Source organism: Streptomyces sp. NPDC001904, assembly GCF_040297005.1.
Classification (GTDB): domain Bacteria; phylum Actinomycetota; class Actinomycetes; order Streptomycetales; family Streptomycetaceae; genus Streptomyces.
Genome location: NZ_JBEOYI010000006.1, coordinates 13870 through 30422, shown reverse-complemented (window position 1 = coordinate 30422; position 16553 = coordinate 13870). Strand labels below are relative to the sequence as shown.

At 71.1% G+C, this 16553-nt stretch carries 21 protein-coding genes and 1 pseudogene; 11 read left to right on the top strand and 11 right to left on the bottom strand.

The features are described from left to right. Nucleotides 1-23: 23 nt before the first annotated feature. Nucleotides 24-758 (top strand): annotated as a pseudogene (locus ABT127_RS11625) (carboxylesterase family protein); the annotation flags it as partial. Between the two features lie 21 nt (nucleotides 759-779). Here ABT127_RS11625 and ABT127_RS11620 read toward each other — a convergent pair. Continuing rightward, entirely contained in the window at nucleotides 780-1304 is a 525-nt protein-coding gene (locus tag ABT127_RS11620; protein ID WP_351447362.1) for a helix-turn-helix domain-containing protein, read from the bottom strand. Between the two features lie 109 nt (nucleotides 1305-1413). Between ABT127_RS11620 and ABT127_RS11615 the strand changes: the two genes are divergently transcribed. The 7 genes from ABT127_RS11615 to ABT127_RS11585 all read left to right on the top strand — a co-directional run bounded on the left by ABT127_RS11615 (nucleotide 1414) and on the right by ABT127_RS11585 (nucleotide 8141). Continuing rightward, nucleotides 1414-2322 carry an alpha/beta fold hydrolase gene (locus ABT127_RS11615; RefSeq protein ID WP_351447359.1) on the top strand — a complete coding sequence of 303 codons (909 nt, stop codon included), beginning with the start codon at nucleotides 1414-1416 and terminating at the stop codon, nucleotides 2320-2322. Nucleotides 2323-2381: 59 nt separating this feature from the next. Beyond that, entirely contained in the window at nucleotides 2382-2909 is a 528-nt protein-coding gene (locus tag ABT127_RS11610) for a ferredoxin (RefSeq protein ID WP_351447357.1), read from the top strand. Between the two features lie 79 nt (nucleotides 2910-2988). Beyond that, entirely contained in the window at nucleotides 2989-4392 is a 1404-nt protein-coding gene (hemA, locus tag ABT127_RS11605; RefSeq protein ID WP_351447354.1) for a 5-aminolevulinate synthase, read from the top strand. Between the two features lie 74 nt (nucleotides 4393-4466). Continuing rightward, on the top strand, nucleotides 4467-4916 hold the full coding sequence (locus ABT127_RS11600) for a GNAT family N-acetyltransferase (protein ID WP_351447352.1): 450 nt from the start codon (nucleotides 4467-4469) through the stop codon (nucleotides 4914-4916). Next, a complete protein-coding gene (locus tag ABT127_RS11595; RefSeq protein ID WP_351447349.1) occupies nucleotides 4913-5995 on the top strand; it encodes a Gfo/Idh/MocA family protein in 1083 nt (360 codons plus the stop codon). The genes ABT127_RS11600 and ABT127_RS11595 overlap by 4 nt, the downstream gene beginning before the upstream one ends. Then, entirely contained in the window at nucleotides 5992-7221 is a 1230-nt protein-coding gene (locus ABT127_RS11590; RefSeq protein ID WP_351447346.1) for an MFS transporter, read from the top strand. Before ABT127_RS11595 ends, ABT127_RS11590 begins: the two co-directional genes overlap by 4 nt. A gap of 8 nt (nucleotides 7222-7229) precedes the next feature. Next, nucleotides 7230-8141, top strand: a complete 912-nt coding sequence (locus tag ABT127_RS11585) for a LysR family transcriptional regulator (protein ID WP_351447343.1) — start codon at nucleotides 7230-7232, stop codon at nucleotides 8139-8141. Nucleotides 8142-8183: 42 nt separating this feature from the next. Here the strand turns inward: ABT127_RS11585 and ABT127_RS11580 are convergent, their stop codons facing one another. Beyond that, a complete protein-coding gene (locus ABT127_RS11580) occupies nucleotides 8184-8603 on the bottom strand; it encodes a DUF6221 family protein (protein ID WP_351447340.1) in 420 nt (139 codons plus the stop codon). Between the two features lie 127 nt (nucleotides 8604-8730). On the opposite strand from ABT127_RS11580, the gene ABT127_RS11575 reads away from it, so the two are divergent. Further along, nucleotides 8731-8928, top strand: a complete 198-nt coding sequence (locus ABT127_RS11575; protein ID WP_351447338.1) for an antitoxin — start codon at nucleotides 8731-8733, stop codon at nucleotides 8926-8928. Nucleotides 8929-8988: 60 nt separating this feature from the next. On the opposite strand, the gene ABT127_RS11570 is transcribed toward ABT127_RS11575, so the two are convergent. Then, nucleotides 8989-9201 carry a hypothetical protein gene (locus ABT127_RS11570; RefSeq protein WP_351447335.1) on the bottom strand — a complete coding sequence of 71 codons (213 nt, stop codon included), beginning with the start codon at nucleotides 9199-9201 and terminating at the stop codon, nucleotides 8989-8991. Between the two features lie 213 nt (nucleotides 9202-9414). Here ABT127_RS11570 and ABT127_RS11565 point away from each other — a divergent pair, with 213 nt between their 5' ends. Further along, complete coding sequence (locus ABT127_RS11565) at nucleotides 9415-9597, top strand: hypothetical protein (RefSeq protein ID WP_351447332.1); 183 nt, start codon at nucleotides 9415-9417, stop codon at nucleotides 9595-9597. Nucleotides 9598-9646: 49 nt separating this feature from the next. Here ABT127_RS11565 and ABT127_RS11560 read toward each other — a convergent pair whose 3' ends face one another. The 6 genes from ABT127_RS11560 to ABT127_RS11535 form a co-directional block, all read right to left on the bottom strand. After that, on the bottom strand, nucleotides 9647-9859 hold the full coding sequence (locus tag ABT127_RS11560; protein WP_351447330.1) for a hypothetical protein: 213 nt from the start codon (nucleotides 9857-9859) through the stop codon (nucleotides 9647-9649). Further along, nucleotides 9856-10437 (bottom strand): helix-turn-helix domain-containing protein, encoded by a 582-nt coding sequence (locus tag ABT127_RS11555; RefSeq protein ID WP_351447328.1) that lies wholly within the window; start codon nucleotides 10435-10437, stop codon nucleotides 9856-9858. Before ABT127_RS11555 ends, ABT127_RS11560 begins: the two co-directional genes overlap by 4 nt. 69 nt (nucleotides 10438-10506) lie before the next feature. Next, a complete protein-coding gene (locus ABT127_RS11550; protein WP_351447326.1) occupies nucleotides 10507-11202 on the bottom strand; it encodes an HAD family hydrolase in 696 nt (231 codons plus the stop codon). Between the two features lie 33 nt (nucleotides 11203-11235). Continuing rightward, nucleotides 11236-11937 carry a phosphatase PAP2 family protein gene (locus tag ABT127_RS11545; protein WP_351447325.1) on the bottom strand — a complete coding sequence of 234 codons (702 nt, stop codon included), beginning with the start codon at nucleotides 11935-11937 and terminating at the stop codon, nucleotides 11236-11238. A gap of 63 nt (nucleotides 11938-12000) precedes the next feature. Further along, nucleotides 12001-12939, bottom strand: a complete 939-nt coding sequence (locus ABT127_RS11540) for a M56 family metallopeptidase (protein WP_351447323.1) — start codon at nucleotides 12937-12939, stop codon at nucleotides 12001-12003. Between the two features lie 109 nt (nucleotides 12940-13048). Beyond that, nucleotides 13049-13615: a DUF5134 domain-containing protein gene (locus ABT127_RS11535; RefSeq protein WP_351447321.1), complete on the bottom strand. Its 567-nt coding sequence runs from the start codon at nucleotides 13613-13615 to the stop codon at nucleotides 13049-13051. A 208-nt stretch (nucleotides 13616-13823) separates the two neighbouring features. Here ABT127_RS11535 and ABT127_RS11530 point away from each other — a divergent pair, with 208 nt between their 5' ends. Then, the gene (locus ABT127_RS11530) at nucleotides 13824-14366 is read left to right on the top strand and encodes a MarR family winged helix-turn-helix transcriptional regulator (RefSeq protein WP_351447319.1); all 543 of its coding nucleotides are present in this window, start codon (nucleotides 13824-13826) and stop codon (nucleotides 14364-14366) included. A gap of 51 nt (nucleotides 14367-14417) precedes the next feature. Here the strand turns inward: ABT127_RS11530 and ABT127_RS11525 are convergent, their stop codons facing one another. Beyond that, the gene (locus tag ABT127_RS11525) at nucleotides 14418-15860 is read right to left on the bottom strand and encodes an NAD(P)/FAD-dependent oxidoreductase (protein ID WP_351447316.1); all 1443 of its coding nucleotides are present in this window, start codon (nucleotides 15858-15860) and stop codon (nucleotides 14418-14420) included. Nucleotides 15861-16081: 221 nt separating this feature from the next. Then, nucleotides 16082-16474: a VOC family protein gene (locus ABT127_RS11520; RefSeq protein ID WP_351447313.1), complete on the bottom strand. Its 393-nt coding sequence runs from the start codon at nucleotides 16472-16474 to the stop codon at nucleotides 16082-16084. Nucleotides 16475-16553: the final 79 nt, after the last annotated feature.

Genomic DNA, 16553 nt, shown 5'->3' with positions numbered 1-16553 from the left:
GCTGCCGGCTGACGAACTCGCCGAGGGGAGTCGACGCCTACCGGCGTGACCCTGCCTCCGGATCCCGCCACTACGACCCCTCCCTCTACGCCCCCGTCCTCGACGGCGCTGTACTGCCCACCGACCCCCTCACCGGGATCGCATCCGGCGCGGCTCGGGAAGTGGACCTGCTGGTCTGTCACACGACTGAGGAGTACTGGCTGCTCGATGCCGTCGGCAGCAGCGCGAAGGTCACCACCGATGAGCAACTGGCCCGATTCGCGGCTGACTTCGACCTCCCTGACGGTCTGGTGGCCGGCTACCGCGCTGTGATGCCCGACGCCCCGGTGCTCGACGTCTACCTCGCCGTTTTCGGGGATCTCCTGTTCGGCGAGTACAGCAAACGACTCGTCGAGCTTCATGCCCGAGCCGGCGGCCGGACGTTCCTCTCGCGTTTCGACCGTCGGCGCACCGGTCCGAACGGGGCCGTACGTGCCTGGCACTGCGCGGACATCCCCTTCGCCTTCGGCAACCTCGATGACGACTCCCTTGCCTTCCTCATCGGCGGCGCACCCACCCCCCAGGACCACGCACTGGCACGCCGCATGGTGCGCGCGTGGGCCGACTTCGCCGCCACCGGAAACCCGGGCTGGCCATCGGCCGACGACTCCATCGCCCGGGCCAGGACATGGAGCACCGAGGGCGACCCCGCCGATGACACGGCCGCCGCCATCAGGGCTCTCTGGGCCAAGGCCGACTTCCCCGTTCTGTGCCCGTGAACAGCCTCGGACAGCGGGCGGCTACTCCGCCGGAAACAGGATCGGGCTGATGAGGTGCCGGACGCGGTCCGGGGCAGGGGCGTTCCCGATGTACTGGACCAGGACGGCGCGCAGCCCTTCGATGAGTTCCGTCCGTTCGGCGGGGCTGAGCCAGACCGCGTGCTGCCGGTAGCCGACCTGGTCGGTCACCGGATCGGCGCCCTCCCGGTCCAGATAGGCACCGAACTCCGCGAGCAGGGTCGCTGTCGCCACGGCGAAGACCTGCCGGTGTTCGTCGGGCGTGACCTGGGCGGCGGCCTCGGCGTCGACCACCGCCCGCTCCCGGCGCAGCCGGTAGGAGCGCTCCACCGCCCCGCGCACCCGCCGCTCGTCCGCGACGTCGAGGAGTCCGGCATCGGCGAGGGCGCCCACGTGCCGGTACACGGTCGCCTTCGACACATCGGGCAGCAGTGCGCACATCTGCGACGTGGTGAGCGAGCGGTCGCCGGACAGGGTGTGCACGAGGCGCAGCCGTACCGGATGGAGGAGGAGATCGACCGTGTCCATGAGAGTACGTTCTCACGGCTGATAACGTTCTCAAAGTTGAGAATGTTGCTCGCGGGAGAGAACACATCGCGGTGCGCAACCACGCGCGCCCGAGTCGAGGGGGAGCGCCATGACCGTGCACCGGCCGCCGCTGGGCCGTCACCACACCGTCGGGGGAAGGCAGTTGATGCTGCACCGGGCCGGGACCGGTGGCCCGGCCGTCGTCCTCCTCGCGGGCGGCGGAATGATGGGCCTTGACTATCTCAACCTGCACGAGCGCATCGCCGAGCGCACCACCGCCGTCCTCTACGACCGGGCGGGAACTGGCTGGAGCGAGGGTGCCGACGCGCTGCCGCGCAAGGCCGCCGACGTCGTCGCCGAACTGCGCGCGCTCCTGCTCACGGCGGGCGTGCCCGGCCCGTACCTGCTCGTCGGCCACTCCCTCGGCGGGGCCTACGCCCGCCACTACGCCCGGACTCACCCCGCCGACGTGGCCGGCCTGCTGCTCCTCGACCCGTTCCACGAGGACCTGCAGCGACGGGTGCCGCAACGGGCGCGCGACCATCTCGAGCGCATGACGAAGGAGCTGGAGCGGCAGCAGGGCGCCGAGCCCACCGAGGCTCAACTCGACTCTGCGCGGGAGCAGTTGATCGCCCACTTCGCCGCCTGGCCGGAGGCCGTGCGCGGACCCCTCGCCGACCGCCACCTCGGCACGTTCCGGACCGCGGGCCGCGAGAACGACAACCTCTACGACGAGGTCGCCGACGAACTGCGCGCCGCACCGCCCACTCCGGACGTCCCGGTGATCGTCCTCTCCGCCATGGGCCACGACGCCACCCAGGCCCACCTGTGGCCCGCGGACCTGCTCGGCGAGATCGCCACGACCAAGCACACCCTGCACGCGGAACTCGCCGCCGAGTCGTCGCGCGGCGAGCACCGCGTCCTGGACGATGCCGGACACGGCTGGCTCCACGAGGAACGGCCCGAGGCGGTCCTCGCCGCCGTCGACGACCTGCTGCGGGAAGCTGCGCGCCCGTAAGCGGCGCCTCCTCCAGAACCTGTCCGGTGAATCGTTCGGCACATGGCTAACCTTCAGCCGTGGACCTCTACTTCGATCCGGTGTCAAGGCTCGACGATGCTCGCGGAGCGTTCTCGGGACAGTGGGCGGATCGGAAGTGGCTCAATGTGCCCGGACCGTTCTACGGAGCCGATACCGACAACTGCGGCACGGGCCGAATCCACGCCCCGGAGCTCGTGCTCTACGAGGCCGACTGCTTCGCCGAGTATGTGTACCGGCAGCCCCGGACGCCGGAGGAGCTTCAGCGGCTGGTCGATGCAGCGGAGGCTGAGGCATTCTCCGGCTTCGGCTGTGACGGCGACACCCAATGGACGCCGGCATCGGTCCGGGAGTGGTGGCGTGACCGAGGGCGGATCAGGCAGTACCTGGCGAATCGGTGTGCCGACTGGGAGGCCGACGACGCGAAGGCCGGGCAAGGTGTGGCCGCCGCGGCCTTGAACTACGCCGCCTACATCGACGGCGAGCTGGCGTCGCACCTCCGTGTCCATCTCTTCTGGCTCGAGGAGCGACGCACTCCCACAGTTGCGGACCGCCTGCCGCAACTCTGACGACAGCGGCACGATCCGGCGGCCTTCCGGTTCGGCGGGGCTGCGCCAAGCGCGTGCCTCCTGCGCCTGACTCAGGCGTGTGGTCGACGTCACCACGGCCAGAAGCCGAGCCCGTGACCTCGTTGCATTCCGCAACGGAATCTCACATGCGCGCACGGTATTGGAGTCCGCTGCCCTCGTCTCTGTGTACTGCGTGCCGTCGGTTTTTGGCCACCGGCGCTCGCGGGCGTCGGCACGATCAGGGAAGCGCGCCATGTACGAGGAGTTCTTGTCCGGCAAGCTGCACGAGCTGCGGAGCAAGGGGCAGTATCGCGAGTTCATCGACATCAACCGCAGAGCCGGTGCGTATCCGTCGGCGATACGTCGCCTGCCGGACGGACACGAGCAGCAGGTGACCGTGTGGTGCAGCAACGATTACCTGGGCATGTCACAGCACCCGAGAGTCGTCGATGCCATGCACCAGGCCATCGACGAGTACGGGGCGGGGTCGGGTGGGTCACGCAACATCGGCGGCACCCACGCCCACTACGCGGCCTTGGAGTCGGCGATCGCCGAGTGGCACGGCAAGCAGGCGGCACTGGTCTTCCCCACCGGTTACGGGTCCAACGACGCGACACTGCAGTGCCTGCTGCGCATTCTCCCGGATGCCGTCATCATCTCCGACGAGCTGAACCACGCCTCGATCATCAACGGCATCCGCAGTACGCGGGCCGAGCGGGCGGTCTTCCGGCACAACGACGTGGCGCACCTGGAGGAGTTGCTCTCCCAGCAGCCCCTGGACCGGCCGAAGATCGTCGCTTTCGAGTCGGTGTACTCGATGGACGGTGACATCGCGCCGATCGAGGAGATCGTCAAGGTCGCACAGCACTACAACGCCTTGACCTACCTCGACGAGGTGCATGCGATCGGCATGTACGGCCCTCGTGGAGCGGGCATCGCCGCCCAGCTGAACATCGATCATCAGGTCGACATCATCCAGGGCACGATGGCCAAGGCCATCGGTGTGATCGGTGGCTACATCACCGGCTCGGCAACCCTTGTCGACGCCGTACGCAGCTTCGCCTCGGGGTTCATCTTCACCACCTCGTTGCCCCCGGCGGTCGTGGCCGCCTGCCACACCAGCATCGAACACCTGAAGTCGTCGGAGGCCGAACGGGAGGCGCTGCACCGTAAGACCGCGATGCTCCGTGAGGCTCTCCTGGCAGCCGACATAGCCGTCATGCCCTGCAGCACCACACATGTGCTGCCGGTTCTGGTAGGTGATGCGGACCTGTGCAAGCAGGCCGCGAACCGGCTGCTCGACGTGCACGGCGTGTACCTGCAGCCGATCAACTCCCCTACGGTGCCGGTCGGAACGGAACGGTTCCGCGTGAACGTCACCCCGAATCACAGCGACGAGGACATCGCCCACCTGGTGCGGTCGCTGACCGAGGTCTTCACCCACTTCGGCATCGCCCGGCACATGCTCGAGCAGGCAGTATGACGCCGCCGAATCCCCCACAGGTTCGCCCTGCCGGCCTTGGTGACATCGACGAACTCATCAGGCTGCGCGCGCTCTTGCTGGACGGGGAAGCCGCCACGGGTCTGCCCTACGCAGCTTCCTCGGACGCGGCACGAACCGCGTGGCGCGAGCAGTACCGCAGCTGGCTGACGTCACGGCTCGCAACAGAGAGCCCTGTCCGGGTGGCGGTGGTGGACGGCCCGGGCCGGCTGAGCGCCTGCGCCCTCGCCATCGTCGACCAACGGGCGCCCTCTCCTGCCTGCCCCAGCGGGAAAGCGGCCTGGTTCCAGTCGGTCGTGACCGACCCCCGGGACCGCGGGCTCGGCCTCGGGACCGCCGTCCTGGAACACCTGGCCTCCTGGCTGCGGGAACGAGGCGTGGACGAGGCCGTACTGCAGACCACCGCGGAAGCCGAGGGCTTCTACCAGCGGGCCGGATATCTGCCCAGCGGCGAACAGCTGCTGTTCCGCCCTCTGCACGACACGAAGAAGGAACACCTCGTATGAGCACCCTCAACGTCCTGATCTCAGGCATGGGCTACGCCGGTTCACGCTTCCTCAGCGCCCTGCGCACCCTCGACAGCATTCCGGGAATCGGCGCCGACATCGAGGTCGCCTACCACTCCCGGCGCCGCACCCGCGACGATCTGCCGTACTACAGCTCTCTCGAGCAGGCACTCACCGACTTCGCCCCCGACCTGGTCATCGTCGCGGTCACCGACTCCGCCCACGCCGAGATCCTCACCGCGCTCGACGGCTACACCGGGTTCGTTCTCGCCGAGAAGCCGCTCACCTCCCGCCACGACGACCTCGACGCGGTGACCGCGGCACTGCACCACACGTCCGGGTTCGCCATGGACCTGGTGGAGCGCTACTCCGACGTCACCGTCGCTCTGCGCCAGTACGTGAGGGACCACGGTTTGACGCTCGTGCGGGCGCACGCTACGTGGGGCAAGGACCGCATCAACGACCACCGGCCCACCGTCGGCGTGACCAGCGAGGTCATCCACTCGCTGGACCTGCTGCGCTGGATCGCCGGCGGCCCTTGTGACCTGACTCTGGTCGATGCCGTCGGCGTCACCTCCGACTTCTCGGTCTCCGGTCCCGAGGTCCTCGACACCGTAGCCCTGACCGCACGCGTGGGCGACGCGCCCGTCACGGTCTACAGCAGCTTCACCAACATCACCCGCCAGCGCACCGTCGACTGCACGTTCCGCGCCACCGACGGCAGTCTCGTCCACGCCTCCACCGTCTACGACACACCCGCTTGGGACGCTGACCACCTGCGGATATGGCGCCGGGGGCAGCACGGCGACGAGGTGCTGTGCGAGGTCGACACCCGCCACGAGCCGGTCCCTGAACGGCTGCGGGCCATCGTCAAGATGCGTCGCCTGGTCGCCGACGTCCTTCACTACGTCCGGCACGGCGAAGAACCGGACATCGCCTTCGCGGGGCTGGCCGAGTCGGTGGGCCTGCAACAACTGCTCAACGCGATCGAGGAGCAGGCCCGCATCACCGGGCCGGCCCGCTACTTCCCCGAGGGCCGGACCATCGCCGCCGAAACGGACTGGGAGCGACTGGGATGAGCAACAACAACAACACTCCGGCCACCGGATCCCGCGGCAGGTTCGTCCTCCTGCTGGCGTTCGGCGCCTTCGCCCTCGGCCTCGATGCCTACGTCATGGCCGGTCTCCTTCCCCAGGTCGCCGACGACGTGCACGCGTCGGAATCGTCCGCCGGGCAGATGGTGACCGTCTTCACGCTCTGCTACGCCGTCGCCGCCCCCGTCTTCGCCGCCCTCCTCGCCGGACGCTCGGCCAAAGCCGTCCTCGCCTGCGCACTGACCGTCTTCACCCTCGGCAACGCCCTCACCGCCCTGGCCACCGGCCTGCCCCTGCTGCTCGTCGCCCGCGCCCTGGCCGGGATCGGCGCCGGCCTCTACTCACCGATGGCCGCGGCGACCGCCGCGGGCCTGGCCGGGCAGGAACGCCGAGGACGCAGCCTGGCCCTGATCATGGGCGGAATGAGCATCGGCACCATCGTCGGTGTTCCCCTGGGTGTGCTCCTCGCCGAACACACGGGCTGGCGCGGCACCCTCTGGCTGATCACCGGACTGGGTCTTCTCGCCCTGGTCGGCATGACGACACTGCCCACCGCTACCGCCGCTGCGCCGCCCGCACTGCGCGAGCGGGTCCGCATCCTGGCCGACGGCCGCGTCGGCGGCATCGCCGTCGTCTCCCTGCTCGGCGGAATCGCCAGCCTCGGCCTGTACACGTATCTCGCCCCGTTCCTCACCGATGCCGCACACACCACATGGACGGTCGGGCCGATGTGGGCCTGGGGCGCGGGAGGCGTGCTCGGCAGCCTGCTCATCGGCCGCATCGTCGACCGCACGCATCGTCCTTTCGCGATCGTCGCCTGCATCCTGGCGCTGCTGACGGCGGCGCACCTCGCGCTGCCTGTCGCGGCCGGATCCTGGGCGTTGGCCGTGCCGCTCGTCGTGTGGGGCGCGGCGGGATGGGCCCTGCAGGTGCCCCAGCAGCACCAGCTGATCGCCGCCGAACCCGACCAGGCTCCCGTCGTCGTCGCTCTCAACAGCTCCGCCGTCTATCTCGGCTCGGCCATCGGCTCCGCACTCGGCGGCACGATCATGGCCGCCGGGCTGGCGCCCGCGTCGCTGCCCTACTGCACCGCAGCACTGGCTCTGCTGGCCCTGGTGCTCCACTTGACCGTCGTACGCCGCCCGGGGCGAGGCCAGGCCACTGCCGCGCAAGAGGAGGCCCCCGGGCCGTCGGCACCCGTGAGCAGGTGACTAGTGTGATGACGATGGACATCGGCATTCACCACCTGCGGTGCTTCCTGACCCTGGCCGAGGAACAGCACTTCACCTGGGCAGCAGACAGGCTCGGGCTTGCGCAGCCCACGCTGAGCAGACAGCTACGGCGTCTTGAGGAGAGACTGGGCTACCGCCTGGTCGACCGCAGCACCCGCCACCCCCGCCTCACTCCCGAGGGCCGCCGCCTGCAGGCGGAGCTGCACACCTTGCTGCCCCAACTCGAGGCCGCACTGAAACCAGCCGCAGAACCCCAGGACCTCCGCCTGGGCTACTCGTGGGGCTTCCCGCTGAGCCTGGGCCGCAAGGTCGTCGCCGCCATGGAAGACGAACATCAGCTCCTGGTGCAGCTCGTGCGATCCGATACCCGGACCGCGGGCCTGCACAACGGATCGGTCGATGCGGCCCTCGTCTGGAACATCAGCGACGATCCTCGCCACACCGCGATTCCCATCCTGCGTGAACCCCGCGTCGCGGCGATCTCCCGGCGATCCACCCTGGCCGTGCAATCCACCGTCACCTGGCGCGACCTCGGCCGCCGCTGCATCGTTCTGAACACGTCAAGCGGCACGCTCACCCCCGACGACTGGCCCCCTACGGCCACTCCTGAGGTGGGCGCCGAAGCCACCAACTTGGAGGAGTACCTTCACGCCATCGCCGCCCGCCGGGGCGTCGGCGTGCTCCCCGCATCAGTAGCTGCCGCCAACCCGGACCCCGACATCCTCTACCTCCCCCTCAGCGGTGCTCCCGCCGCAGTGCTCTCCTACGTCTTTCCGCACGACAGCCCCCACCCGCACGTGCACACCCTCGCCCAGGCATTTCAGGAGGAACAGCAGTCCCGCAGGCCCGACCCCTCACCGAAGCAACTCGCCGAGACCCTCACCCACTCGTCCGGCTAGCACTTCGGAGCGGTCCGGTGGGCAGGAAGACCGCCCGGGGCGTCACGGGCGCCACTCCTCGCGATAGCCGGGGCGGTCCGCGTACGCGGCGGCCAGGTCCCTCGTGATCGGGTCCGCCACCAGCAGCGCCATGCGCGCCGGGCGGCTCAGGAGGTGGTCGGGGGAGTCGGCTTCCGTGAGGGCGGTGCCGACGCGGGCGAGGATGCGGCGCTTGGCGTCGGTCTCGCGCAGCACCCGGGCCGGGATCCCGCAGTCGCAGACCGCGCCCGGTGCCTCATGGAACATCGCCATGGCCGCCTTCACCGACTCCAGGTCACCCTGGAGATAGGCGTGGATGTCGCACTCCAGCGCGTGCAGGCTGCTCGCCTGGCGCGTGTCCGCGTCGAGCTGGGCCCCGAGCCACCGCACGAGGTCATCCATCGGCTGCGGTGATCTCTGCGAGGAGGGTGGGAGCGACTCCATGGCGCCAACGTATCGCAGGCGCACGGCCGCCCGGCCGGTGACGTCCTCACTCTCGTGGCGCAGCCAGGATGCGGCAAGGGCGGCGCGACCGCATCCTGGACGTAGGGCTCGAAGCTAGGAGGCCGACATGTCCGTGATGGACAAGCTCAAGCAGATGCTCAAGGGGCACGAGGACCAAGCCGGCAAGGGTGTCGACAAGGCCGGCGACTTCGTCGACAGCAAGACTCAGGGGAAGTACAGCAGCCAGGTCGACACGGCCCAGGAGAAGCTCAAGGAGCAGCTGGGCGGCGACCGGGGCCAGGACGGGCAGCCGCCGCAGTCATGACCTCCCGCACGGACTGACGTCCGGGGCCCCGCCGTCCACGACGGCGGGGCCCCGGACGTTTCAGGCCGCTTCGTAGTGGTGCGCCCGCCCGCCGCGCCACTTCACCCATGCGGGGTCGTCCAGCAGTGCCTCTGCATGGTCGAGACCGGCGCGGCGCAGGAACTCCAGGACGTCGCTGTCACTGTGGGCGAGGCCGAGAATCTGCCCGTGCGCGGTGACGCGCCGGCCGCCGGTGCCGAGCGGCGGATGGACGACTATCGGGGCGGTGGGCATAAGTCCAGGGTGGATGGTCAGTGATCCTTCCGCGACTTCACGCACCGGTCCGCCGCACTGTCGACGGCGAACAGGGCGACCGGAAACTTCATGACGGTCTCCTGCCCAGCCCCGGGATCCGCACGCATGTGCCCCTGCCGCAGCCACCTCCCGCAAGGTGATCAGGGGAGTGAACGGTGCATCCGGCACGCCCCGCGAGGTCGTAAGACAGGCATGAGCACGTCGATGGAATCCCAGAACAAGGAGGGCTGGTCGGTCATCCCGGTCCTCTGCTTCGTCCGCAAACCGGGGGACACCCTGCGCTGCACCCTCGCCGCCGGTCACGACAGCGACCACCTCCACGCGTACACCCGCACCTCCTGGCCGCACCGCTCCGGCGAGAAGCAGGCCGACTAGACGCCCGCCCGCCGCCGACGGCGGATTCACTCCGGTGGCGGGCGGGTCCTCAGCGTCCCGCCGGACGCGGCAGGGCCGGCGGGCGCAGGAAGCGCAGCCCGGTCTCGATCAGCAGCCAGCCGACCCGATGGCGCAGCGGGGCGGCCCCGCTGTCCGTACGGTCCGCGGCTGCCGCCCGGCGCAGCCGGTGCGCGCGGGCCGCGGCGCGCAGTTCGGCGGAGCGTGCGGCATGGACGTAGCGGTGGATCTCCGGATGGGTCATGAGGTCGCCTCCTCACGGCGGTTGCGGTACGCGACGCGCAGCACGGTCACCGGCTCCGCGCCCTCCGGACGCCTGTCGGGATCGCCGAGCCGGTCGTCGTAGGCGGCCACCAGTTCTCTGAACCGACCTGCCAGCTCGGCGAGTTCGTCCGCCGTCACGTACACGACGTCGTCGCCGAACTGTTCTGCCTCGCGCCATGCGGTGGGCAGCTGCCTGCGGGTCAGCAGTGCCTGCGTCATCGACTCGAAGTAGCGCTGCGCCATGGTGGCGCTGAGCGCGTCGGCGGCTTCGCTGTCGACGCCCTGCCAGTCCGTGTAATGGGCCGTGGCCCGCCAGGGCTTGTCCCGGCCGCCGCCGCTCTCCGCCTCCTCCACCAGGCCGTACTTGGCGAGCATGCGCAGGTGGTACGAGCAGCTGGCGACGGACTCGCCGGTCAACTCCGCGGCGCGGGTGGCGGTGAAGGGCCCCTCGACGCGCAGCAGCCCGACCAGCTTCATCCGGGTGGGATGGGCGTAGGCGCGCAGGGCTCGGGGGTCTTCCAGATGGACGGTGTGATGGGGCGTGCCGGGCTCTACCATGCATATAAAGGTATCTTTCTAAAGATATCTTTACAAGGGTGCGGGGGAGTTCCGGCGGGCAGGCCGCCGTCACAGCAGGTCGAGCAACGGCCGCAGCCCGTCCGGCCGTTGGGTCGTCGGCAGGTGGTCCACGAAGTGCACCGCGCAGCCGAGCTTCGCCGCGCCCGCGTCCGAACGCCGGTCGTCACCGACCATCAGGGTGTCCGCCGGAGCCACCCCGAGGGCCTCGCACGCGGCCGCGAACAGCCGGGGGTCCGGCTTCTGGACGCCGTGCCGGTACGACATGACGTAGGTGCCGACGTACGGGTCCAGGCCGTGCTCGACGAAGACCGGCCGCAGGTCCCAGCCGATGTTGCTGACCACGCCCACCGGGACCCCGCGGCCGCGCAGCGCGGCGAGCACCTCGTGCGCGTCGGGATAGGGGCACCAGGCCGCCGGAGCCATGTGGCGTTCGTACAGGGCGTCGTAGAGCCGCTCGTCGGGCAGCGGCACCTCGCGGGCGAGGCCCGTGTACGCGGCGCGATGGCGGTCAGCGTCCACGTCGCGGACCGCCATGAGCTCGGCCAGGTGAGCGGGGACGTCGACGTGGTGGGTGCTGCCGCCCGGCAGCGCGCCGACCTCGTCGAGACCGGCGACGGCACGGTCGAACTCGCCGTCGGGCAGGGTCAGTCCGGTCGCGTCGAGTGCGGCACGCAGCCACGAGCCGGTGGACTCGATCCTGAAGAGCGTTCCGGAGAAGTCGAAGAGCACGGCTTTGATCGTCATGCGCCCGATGCTCCGTGGGGCGGAACGCACGGGTCAAGAGCGGCTGCCCGCGGCTCTCCACCGCTCGTACGCGACCGTGGACAGCAGGACCGTGAACGCACCGAGCAGCCAGCCGCCGGCCACGTCGGACGGCCAGTGCACCCCGAGCCACAGCCGGGTCAGCCCGACACCGAGCACCGAGACGACCGACACGGCGAGAGCCGCCCACCACAGGGCGCGCCCCGCACCGCGGCGACGCAGCAGCCACAGCAGCAGACCGCACACGACCGTGGCCGTCATCGCATGCCCCGAGGGGAACGCCGCGTAGTGCGCGGAGTCCACCGGATCGGGCCACACCGGCCGCGGCCGGTCGACCAGTGCCTTGAGCGCCTGCTGCACCAGCGTGCCGAGCAGGCACGTCGCCGCGATCCAGCCGGCCAGCACCGCGTCCCGCAGCCGCCACACCAGCACGACGATGACCACGGCGATCAGGGCGCGCATCGTCCACGGGTCCCACACCCAGTCCGACAGGATGCGGTTGGCTCGCGTGACGTCCGGCTCGTCGACGGCCTTGCGGTGCAGCGAGCGGGAGACGTCCGCGTCCAGATCCATCAGCGGGGTCCAGCGGGCCGCCACCAGCGTCAGAAGCAGGGCGAAGGGCAGCAGTGTGAGGAACAGCGGCGACAGGGGAGCGGTGGGCCGGCCGCGGGCCGGAGGCGGGGCTTCGGACGGGGAGGCGGGCGGTGCCGGGTGCATGCGCCGATCCTCGCTCATGGGGCCGGACCCGATCCAGCTCGGCGCGGCCCGATCCGGCGCGGTCTAGCCCAGCGCCCGCAGCCCGGGCACGAACGTCACCAGAAGGGGGACGAGCGGGACGAGCGCCGCTGCCGCCGTCAGCCTCAGACGGCGGGCCGGGGTGAGCCGGGACGGCGGCGCGAGCAGCCGGTGCACCCGCTGCGGCACGTGCGCCTGCGGGGTCGGGCAGGGGCCCGAGAACACCCCACGGTCCTCGTTGAGTTCCACCAGGGCGAGCGCGATGGTCAGGCGGCCGAAACGGCGCGAGGCGACATCGTCCGCGGCCAGCTCGACCAGCCGGTGCATCTCGTCACGGAACGCCGCGAACACCGGCACCTGCGGAAAGCCCGAGGCCAGCGCACCGGAACAGTGCAGCAGCCAGTCGTGCCGCCACTGCGCGTGGCCCATCTCGTGCGCCAGCACCGCATCCAGCTGACGCCCCTTCAAGCGGCGCAACGCGGCCGTGGTGATGACCAGTTGGGGCGACTGACCGGGCAGCCACCACGCGTCGGGCCGCTCGCCCTCCAGCACCACGAGACGGTCCGCGCCGGGCTCCTCGCCGGGCAGCAGCGGCGCGCGCACCTGCAGCTCCGCACGGCGCCGGGCCCGCCGGGTCCGCGCCCGGTGCACCTCACGGACCAGCATCGCCGCCGTCCAGGCGCCGCCGAGCGCCAGCGTCACGGCGACGGCGCCCGCCCACGGGCCGTCGCCGCCGGGAGCGTAGGCGGCCACGACCGAGTGCGGCGCGGGTGCGAACACATGCCCGCGCACGGCCTTCCAGGCGGCGGCCGCACTCAGCGTCATGGACAGCGCGCAGCACAGCAGGACACCGGCCACCACGCACTGCCACACCCACAGCGCGACGATCGGCTCCCGCTCGGGCCAGTCGGCGCGCCCGAGCAGACGGGGGGCGACGACAGCGGCGAGGGCGCCGAGCAGCAACAGCGCTACGGGGACCGTCATACCCGTCACCCTATGAGCCGCACGCGACCCCCGATACGGCCTGAGGCTTCAAGTGACGTACGCCACGGTTTCGTTCGGCCGCACGCCCGGCTCGGGGAGCCCGGGGGCGTCACATCGCCAGCAGCATCGCCAGCATCCCGATCCCCATGGACAGCCGGCAGGCCCGCGCCAGTTCGGGACGGTCGCCCCAGCCGGCCCACACGGCGCCCCCGGGGGAGGCGCCCTGCGAGGCCGCGGCGAGCGGGGCCACCCGGGCGCCCGTCCACAGGACGTACGCCGTGAAATAGACGAGGAGCAGACCGGTCAGCAGGGGAGCGCCCGCACCGCCGTGATGGGCGTGCGCCGCCGGGCGGACCGCCATCGCCAGCGCCATGTACGCCATCGCGAACGTCCCCACGAGGTGGTGCAGGTGATGCCCCGGCGCCGTACGGGAGGCCCACAGCGCCCGCAGGGCCGCGCCGCCGAACACGACCGCGTACAGCAGCCACGCCCAGCGCGGTGGCGTGAGGACCGCGGCGGGCACCGCCATCAGCGCCATGCCGAAGCCCATCAGCGCCTCGCCGCCCGCCGTGCGGCGCTGCTCCTCCACGGCGCTGCGCAGCCGCAGCAGGCAGTACACGCCGGTCGCCGCGCACAGCGCGACGAGCAGCCAGGCGGCCGACAGCGATCCGTGCACCCCGGGTCCCCCTTGCCCTCTCCCGTACAGGCCCCGCGTTTCGCGCGGCTGTCGAGGAGATGCCCCGGTGAGCGGGGGCGTAAGGCGGCGCAGGGGAGCACACGCGGTGTTTTGCGGGTGAAACACCCGCGCGGCACGGATCGGCGACACTGGGAGCAGCGACGGCGACGCGGCCGTCGGCACAGGTGAAAGGGCCGGTCGGGCAGGTATGAGCACGGAGCAGGGCGCGGACAGGGAACCGCACGCGGTGGCCGACACCGTGTCGTCGGTCGTACGGCAGTGGCAGACCGTGCGTCCCGATGTCGACACGGGCCCGATGGAGATCATCGGGCGGATCAACCGGTGCGCCGCGCTGCTCCAGCAGGCCGAGGACGCGCCGCTGCGGCACGCGGGACTGACCCGTCCCGAGTTCGATCTGCTCGGCACGCTGCGGCGCACCGGACGTGAGCTGACCCCCGGCGATCTGGCCCGGGAGACGTTCGCGTCCGGCGCCGCGGTCACCAAGCGGCTGAAGCTGCTCCAGGAGCGGGGCCTCGTCGCACGGCGCGGCGACACGCGCGACCGCCGGGTCTCGCAGCTGAGCCTGACGGTGGAGGGGCGGGCCCTGGTCGACGAGGTGCTGCCGCAGCAGCTCGGGTACGAGGCGTCGGTGCTCGCGGGGCTCGCGGGCGGCCACGAGGGCGAACTCGCCGCGCTGCTGAGCGAGTTGCTGATCCAGCTCGAAGGCCGCCTGGGCGGCGGCCGGGTCTGACGAGGCGGGCCGGGGGCCTCGGTGCCCCTGCGGGACCGAGGCCCGTCCGGGCTACTCGGGAAGCTGCGCGATCGGCAGGTCCGGCCGCTGCGGCGTCATCGCCCGCCCCGCGACCTGCGCGCTGACCGCCGCGTGGATCTCCTCCGGCGACAGATACGCGTCCGTCATCTCGAAGTCCTTGAGCGTGGCCGGCCGGTGCCGCTGGAACCCGGTGCGCACGAAGTCGTCGCCCGCGACCGCGTTCAGACCCCAGTTCGCCGCCGTACGGAACCGGGCCGTCAGCGTCCGCAGCGCGCCCAAGTGGTAGCCGCGCGCGACGACCTGGGCGGGCAGCCCGGTCAGCTGCACCCCCATCGGCTTCGACACGGCCTGGATGCCGCCGAGGTCGACCACGAGTCCGAGGTCCTTGTGCCGGTAGGGCGTCAGCGGGGTGCCGCGCACGGCGGCGAGCACATTGCGGGCCGCCGCCCAGCCCTGCCGCATCGCGTGCTGCGCGGTCGGCGGGCAGATCGCGTCGCCGCCCTTGGCGAGGTCGGGCACGGCCGCGGCGTCGCCGAGGGCGAAGACCCCGTCCATGCCCGGCACGGTCAGCCGGGGCGTGACCACGAGGCGGCCGCGGTTCGTCTCCGCGCCCAGCGTGGCGACCAGCGGGCTGGGGGCGACACCCGCCGTCCAGATCAGCGTGTGGCAGGGCAGCTCCCGGCCGTCCGTCAGCGTCACCGTGGACTCGGTGGCCTTGGCGACGGACACCCCGAGCGAGACGTGCAGACCGCGCCGCTGCAGGATCGCCATGGCCTTGTCACCGAGCCGGTCGCCCAGCTCCGGCATGAGCTTCGGGGCCACGTCGACCAGGTGCCACTTGATGTCCTTGGGGTCGAGCCCCGGATACCGCTTCACGGCGGACGTCGTCAGCCGCTGGAGGTACGCGGCCGTCTCCGTGCCCGCGTAGCCGCCGCCCACGACGACGAACTGCAGGCGCGCCTCCCGCTCGGCCGGGTCCGAACTGGCGGCGGCCAGGTCCAGCTGCGAGATCACGTGGTCGCGGATCCAGGCGGCTTCCGCGAGGGTCTTCACGCCGACCGCGTGCTCGTCGACGCCCGGGATGTCGAACTGGCGGGTCACACTGCCCGGCGTCAGGACGAGATGGTCGTAGCGCTCGACGATCTCCTCGCCGTTGATCTTCCGTACGACGACGGCCTTCGCCTTCGGGTCGACGCCGACCGCGCCGCCCGGCAGGATCGCGGTGCGCCGCAGCATCCGGCGCAGCGGTACGGCCACCGACTGCGGGGTCAGCACTCCGGACGCGACGTGCGGCAGCAGCGGCAGATAGAGCTGGTGGTCCATCGGACTGATGAGTTTCAGCACGGCCTCGCCGGGCTTCAGCTCCTTCTCCAGTTTGTGCGCGCACTCCATCCCGGCGAATCCGCCGCCGACGATCAGGATCCGCGGCACATTCGAGGGACGGGAAGCGTTCGTGTTCCGGGGAGCGGTCATCTCGGATTTCTCCTGGGCTGGACTGCGAGGGCCGTGCCGGTCTTGCGTCTATCCGGATCGGCGCCGCCGAATCCCCGGATCAGCGCCATCCTCCGGCCTGAACCGGATCGCCGCACGTCAGCGCCGCCTTCGGATGTCCACATTCCGGACGACGGGGGATCGGGCTACGCCATTCGGTGGGCGCCGCATGATCCCCCGGGCCTCCCGGGGTGTGTGCCGCCCTAGATCCCCGGCCGGTACCGGATCGGATGGTCCCGCGGCACCTCCACGAGCACGATGCGGTGTCCGTCCGGATCCGCGATCCACATCTCGACGAGCCCCCACGGCTCCTGGACCGGCTCCCGCAGCACCTCCACCCCGGCCGCCACCAGCTCCTCGTGCGCGGCGGCCACGTCCGCCACCTGGAGCCACAACCGCAGGTGCGGCACCGGCTGCTGAGCGGCCCGCCCCGCCACCTCCAGGAAGCCGCCGCCGAGGAAGTACACCGTGCCCCGCTCCGGACCGGTGCCGAACTCGCGGTACACGGCGAGCCCCAGGGCATCGCCGTAGAACCGCCGCGACCCCTCGGGATCGACGGGCCGGATGAGGACTCTGCTGCTCAGCACATGAACCATGCCGACGCACAGTAGTGCGGCCGGGTTAACCTCGACGGCGCCGACAGGCCCGCACCCGTACGAGATCGGAGAGTCCTCC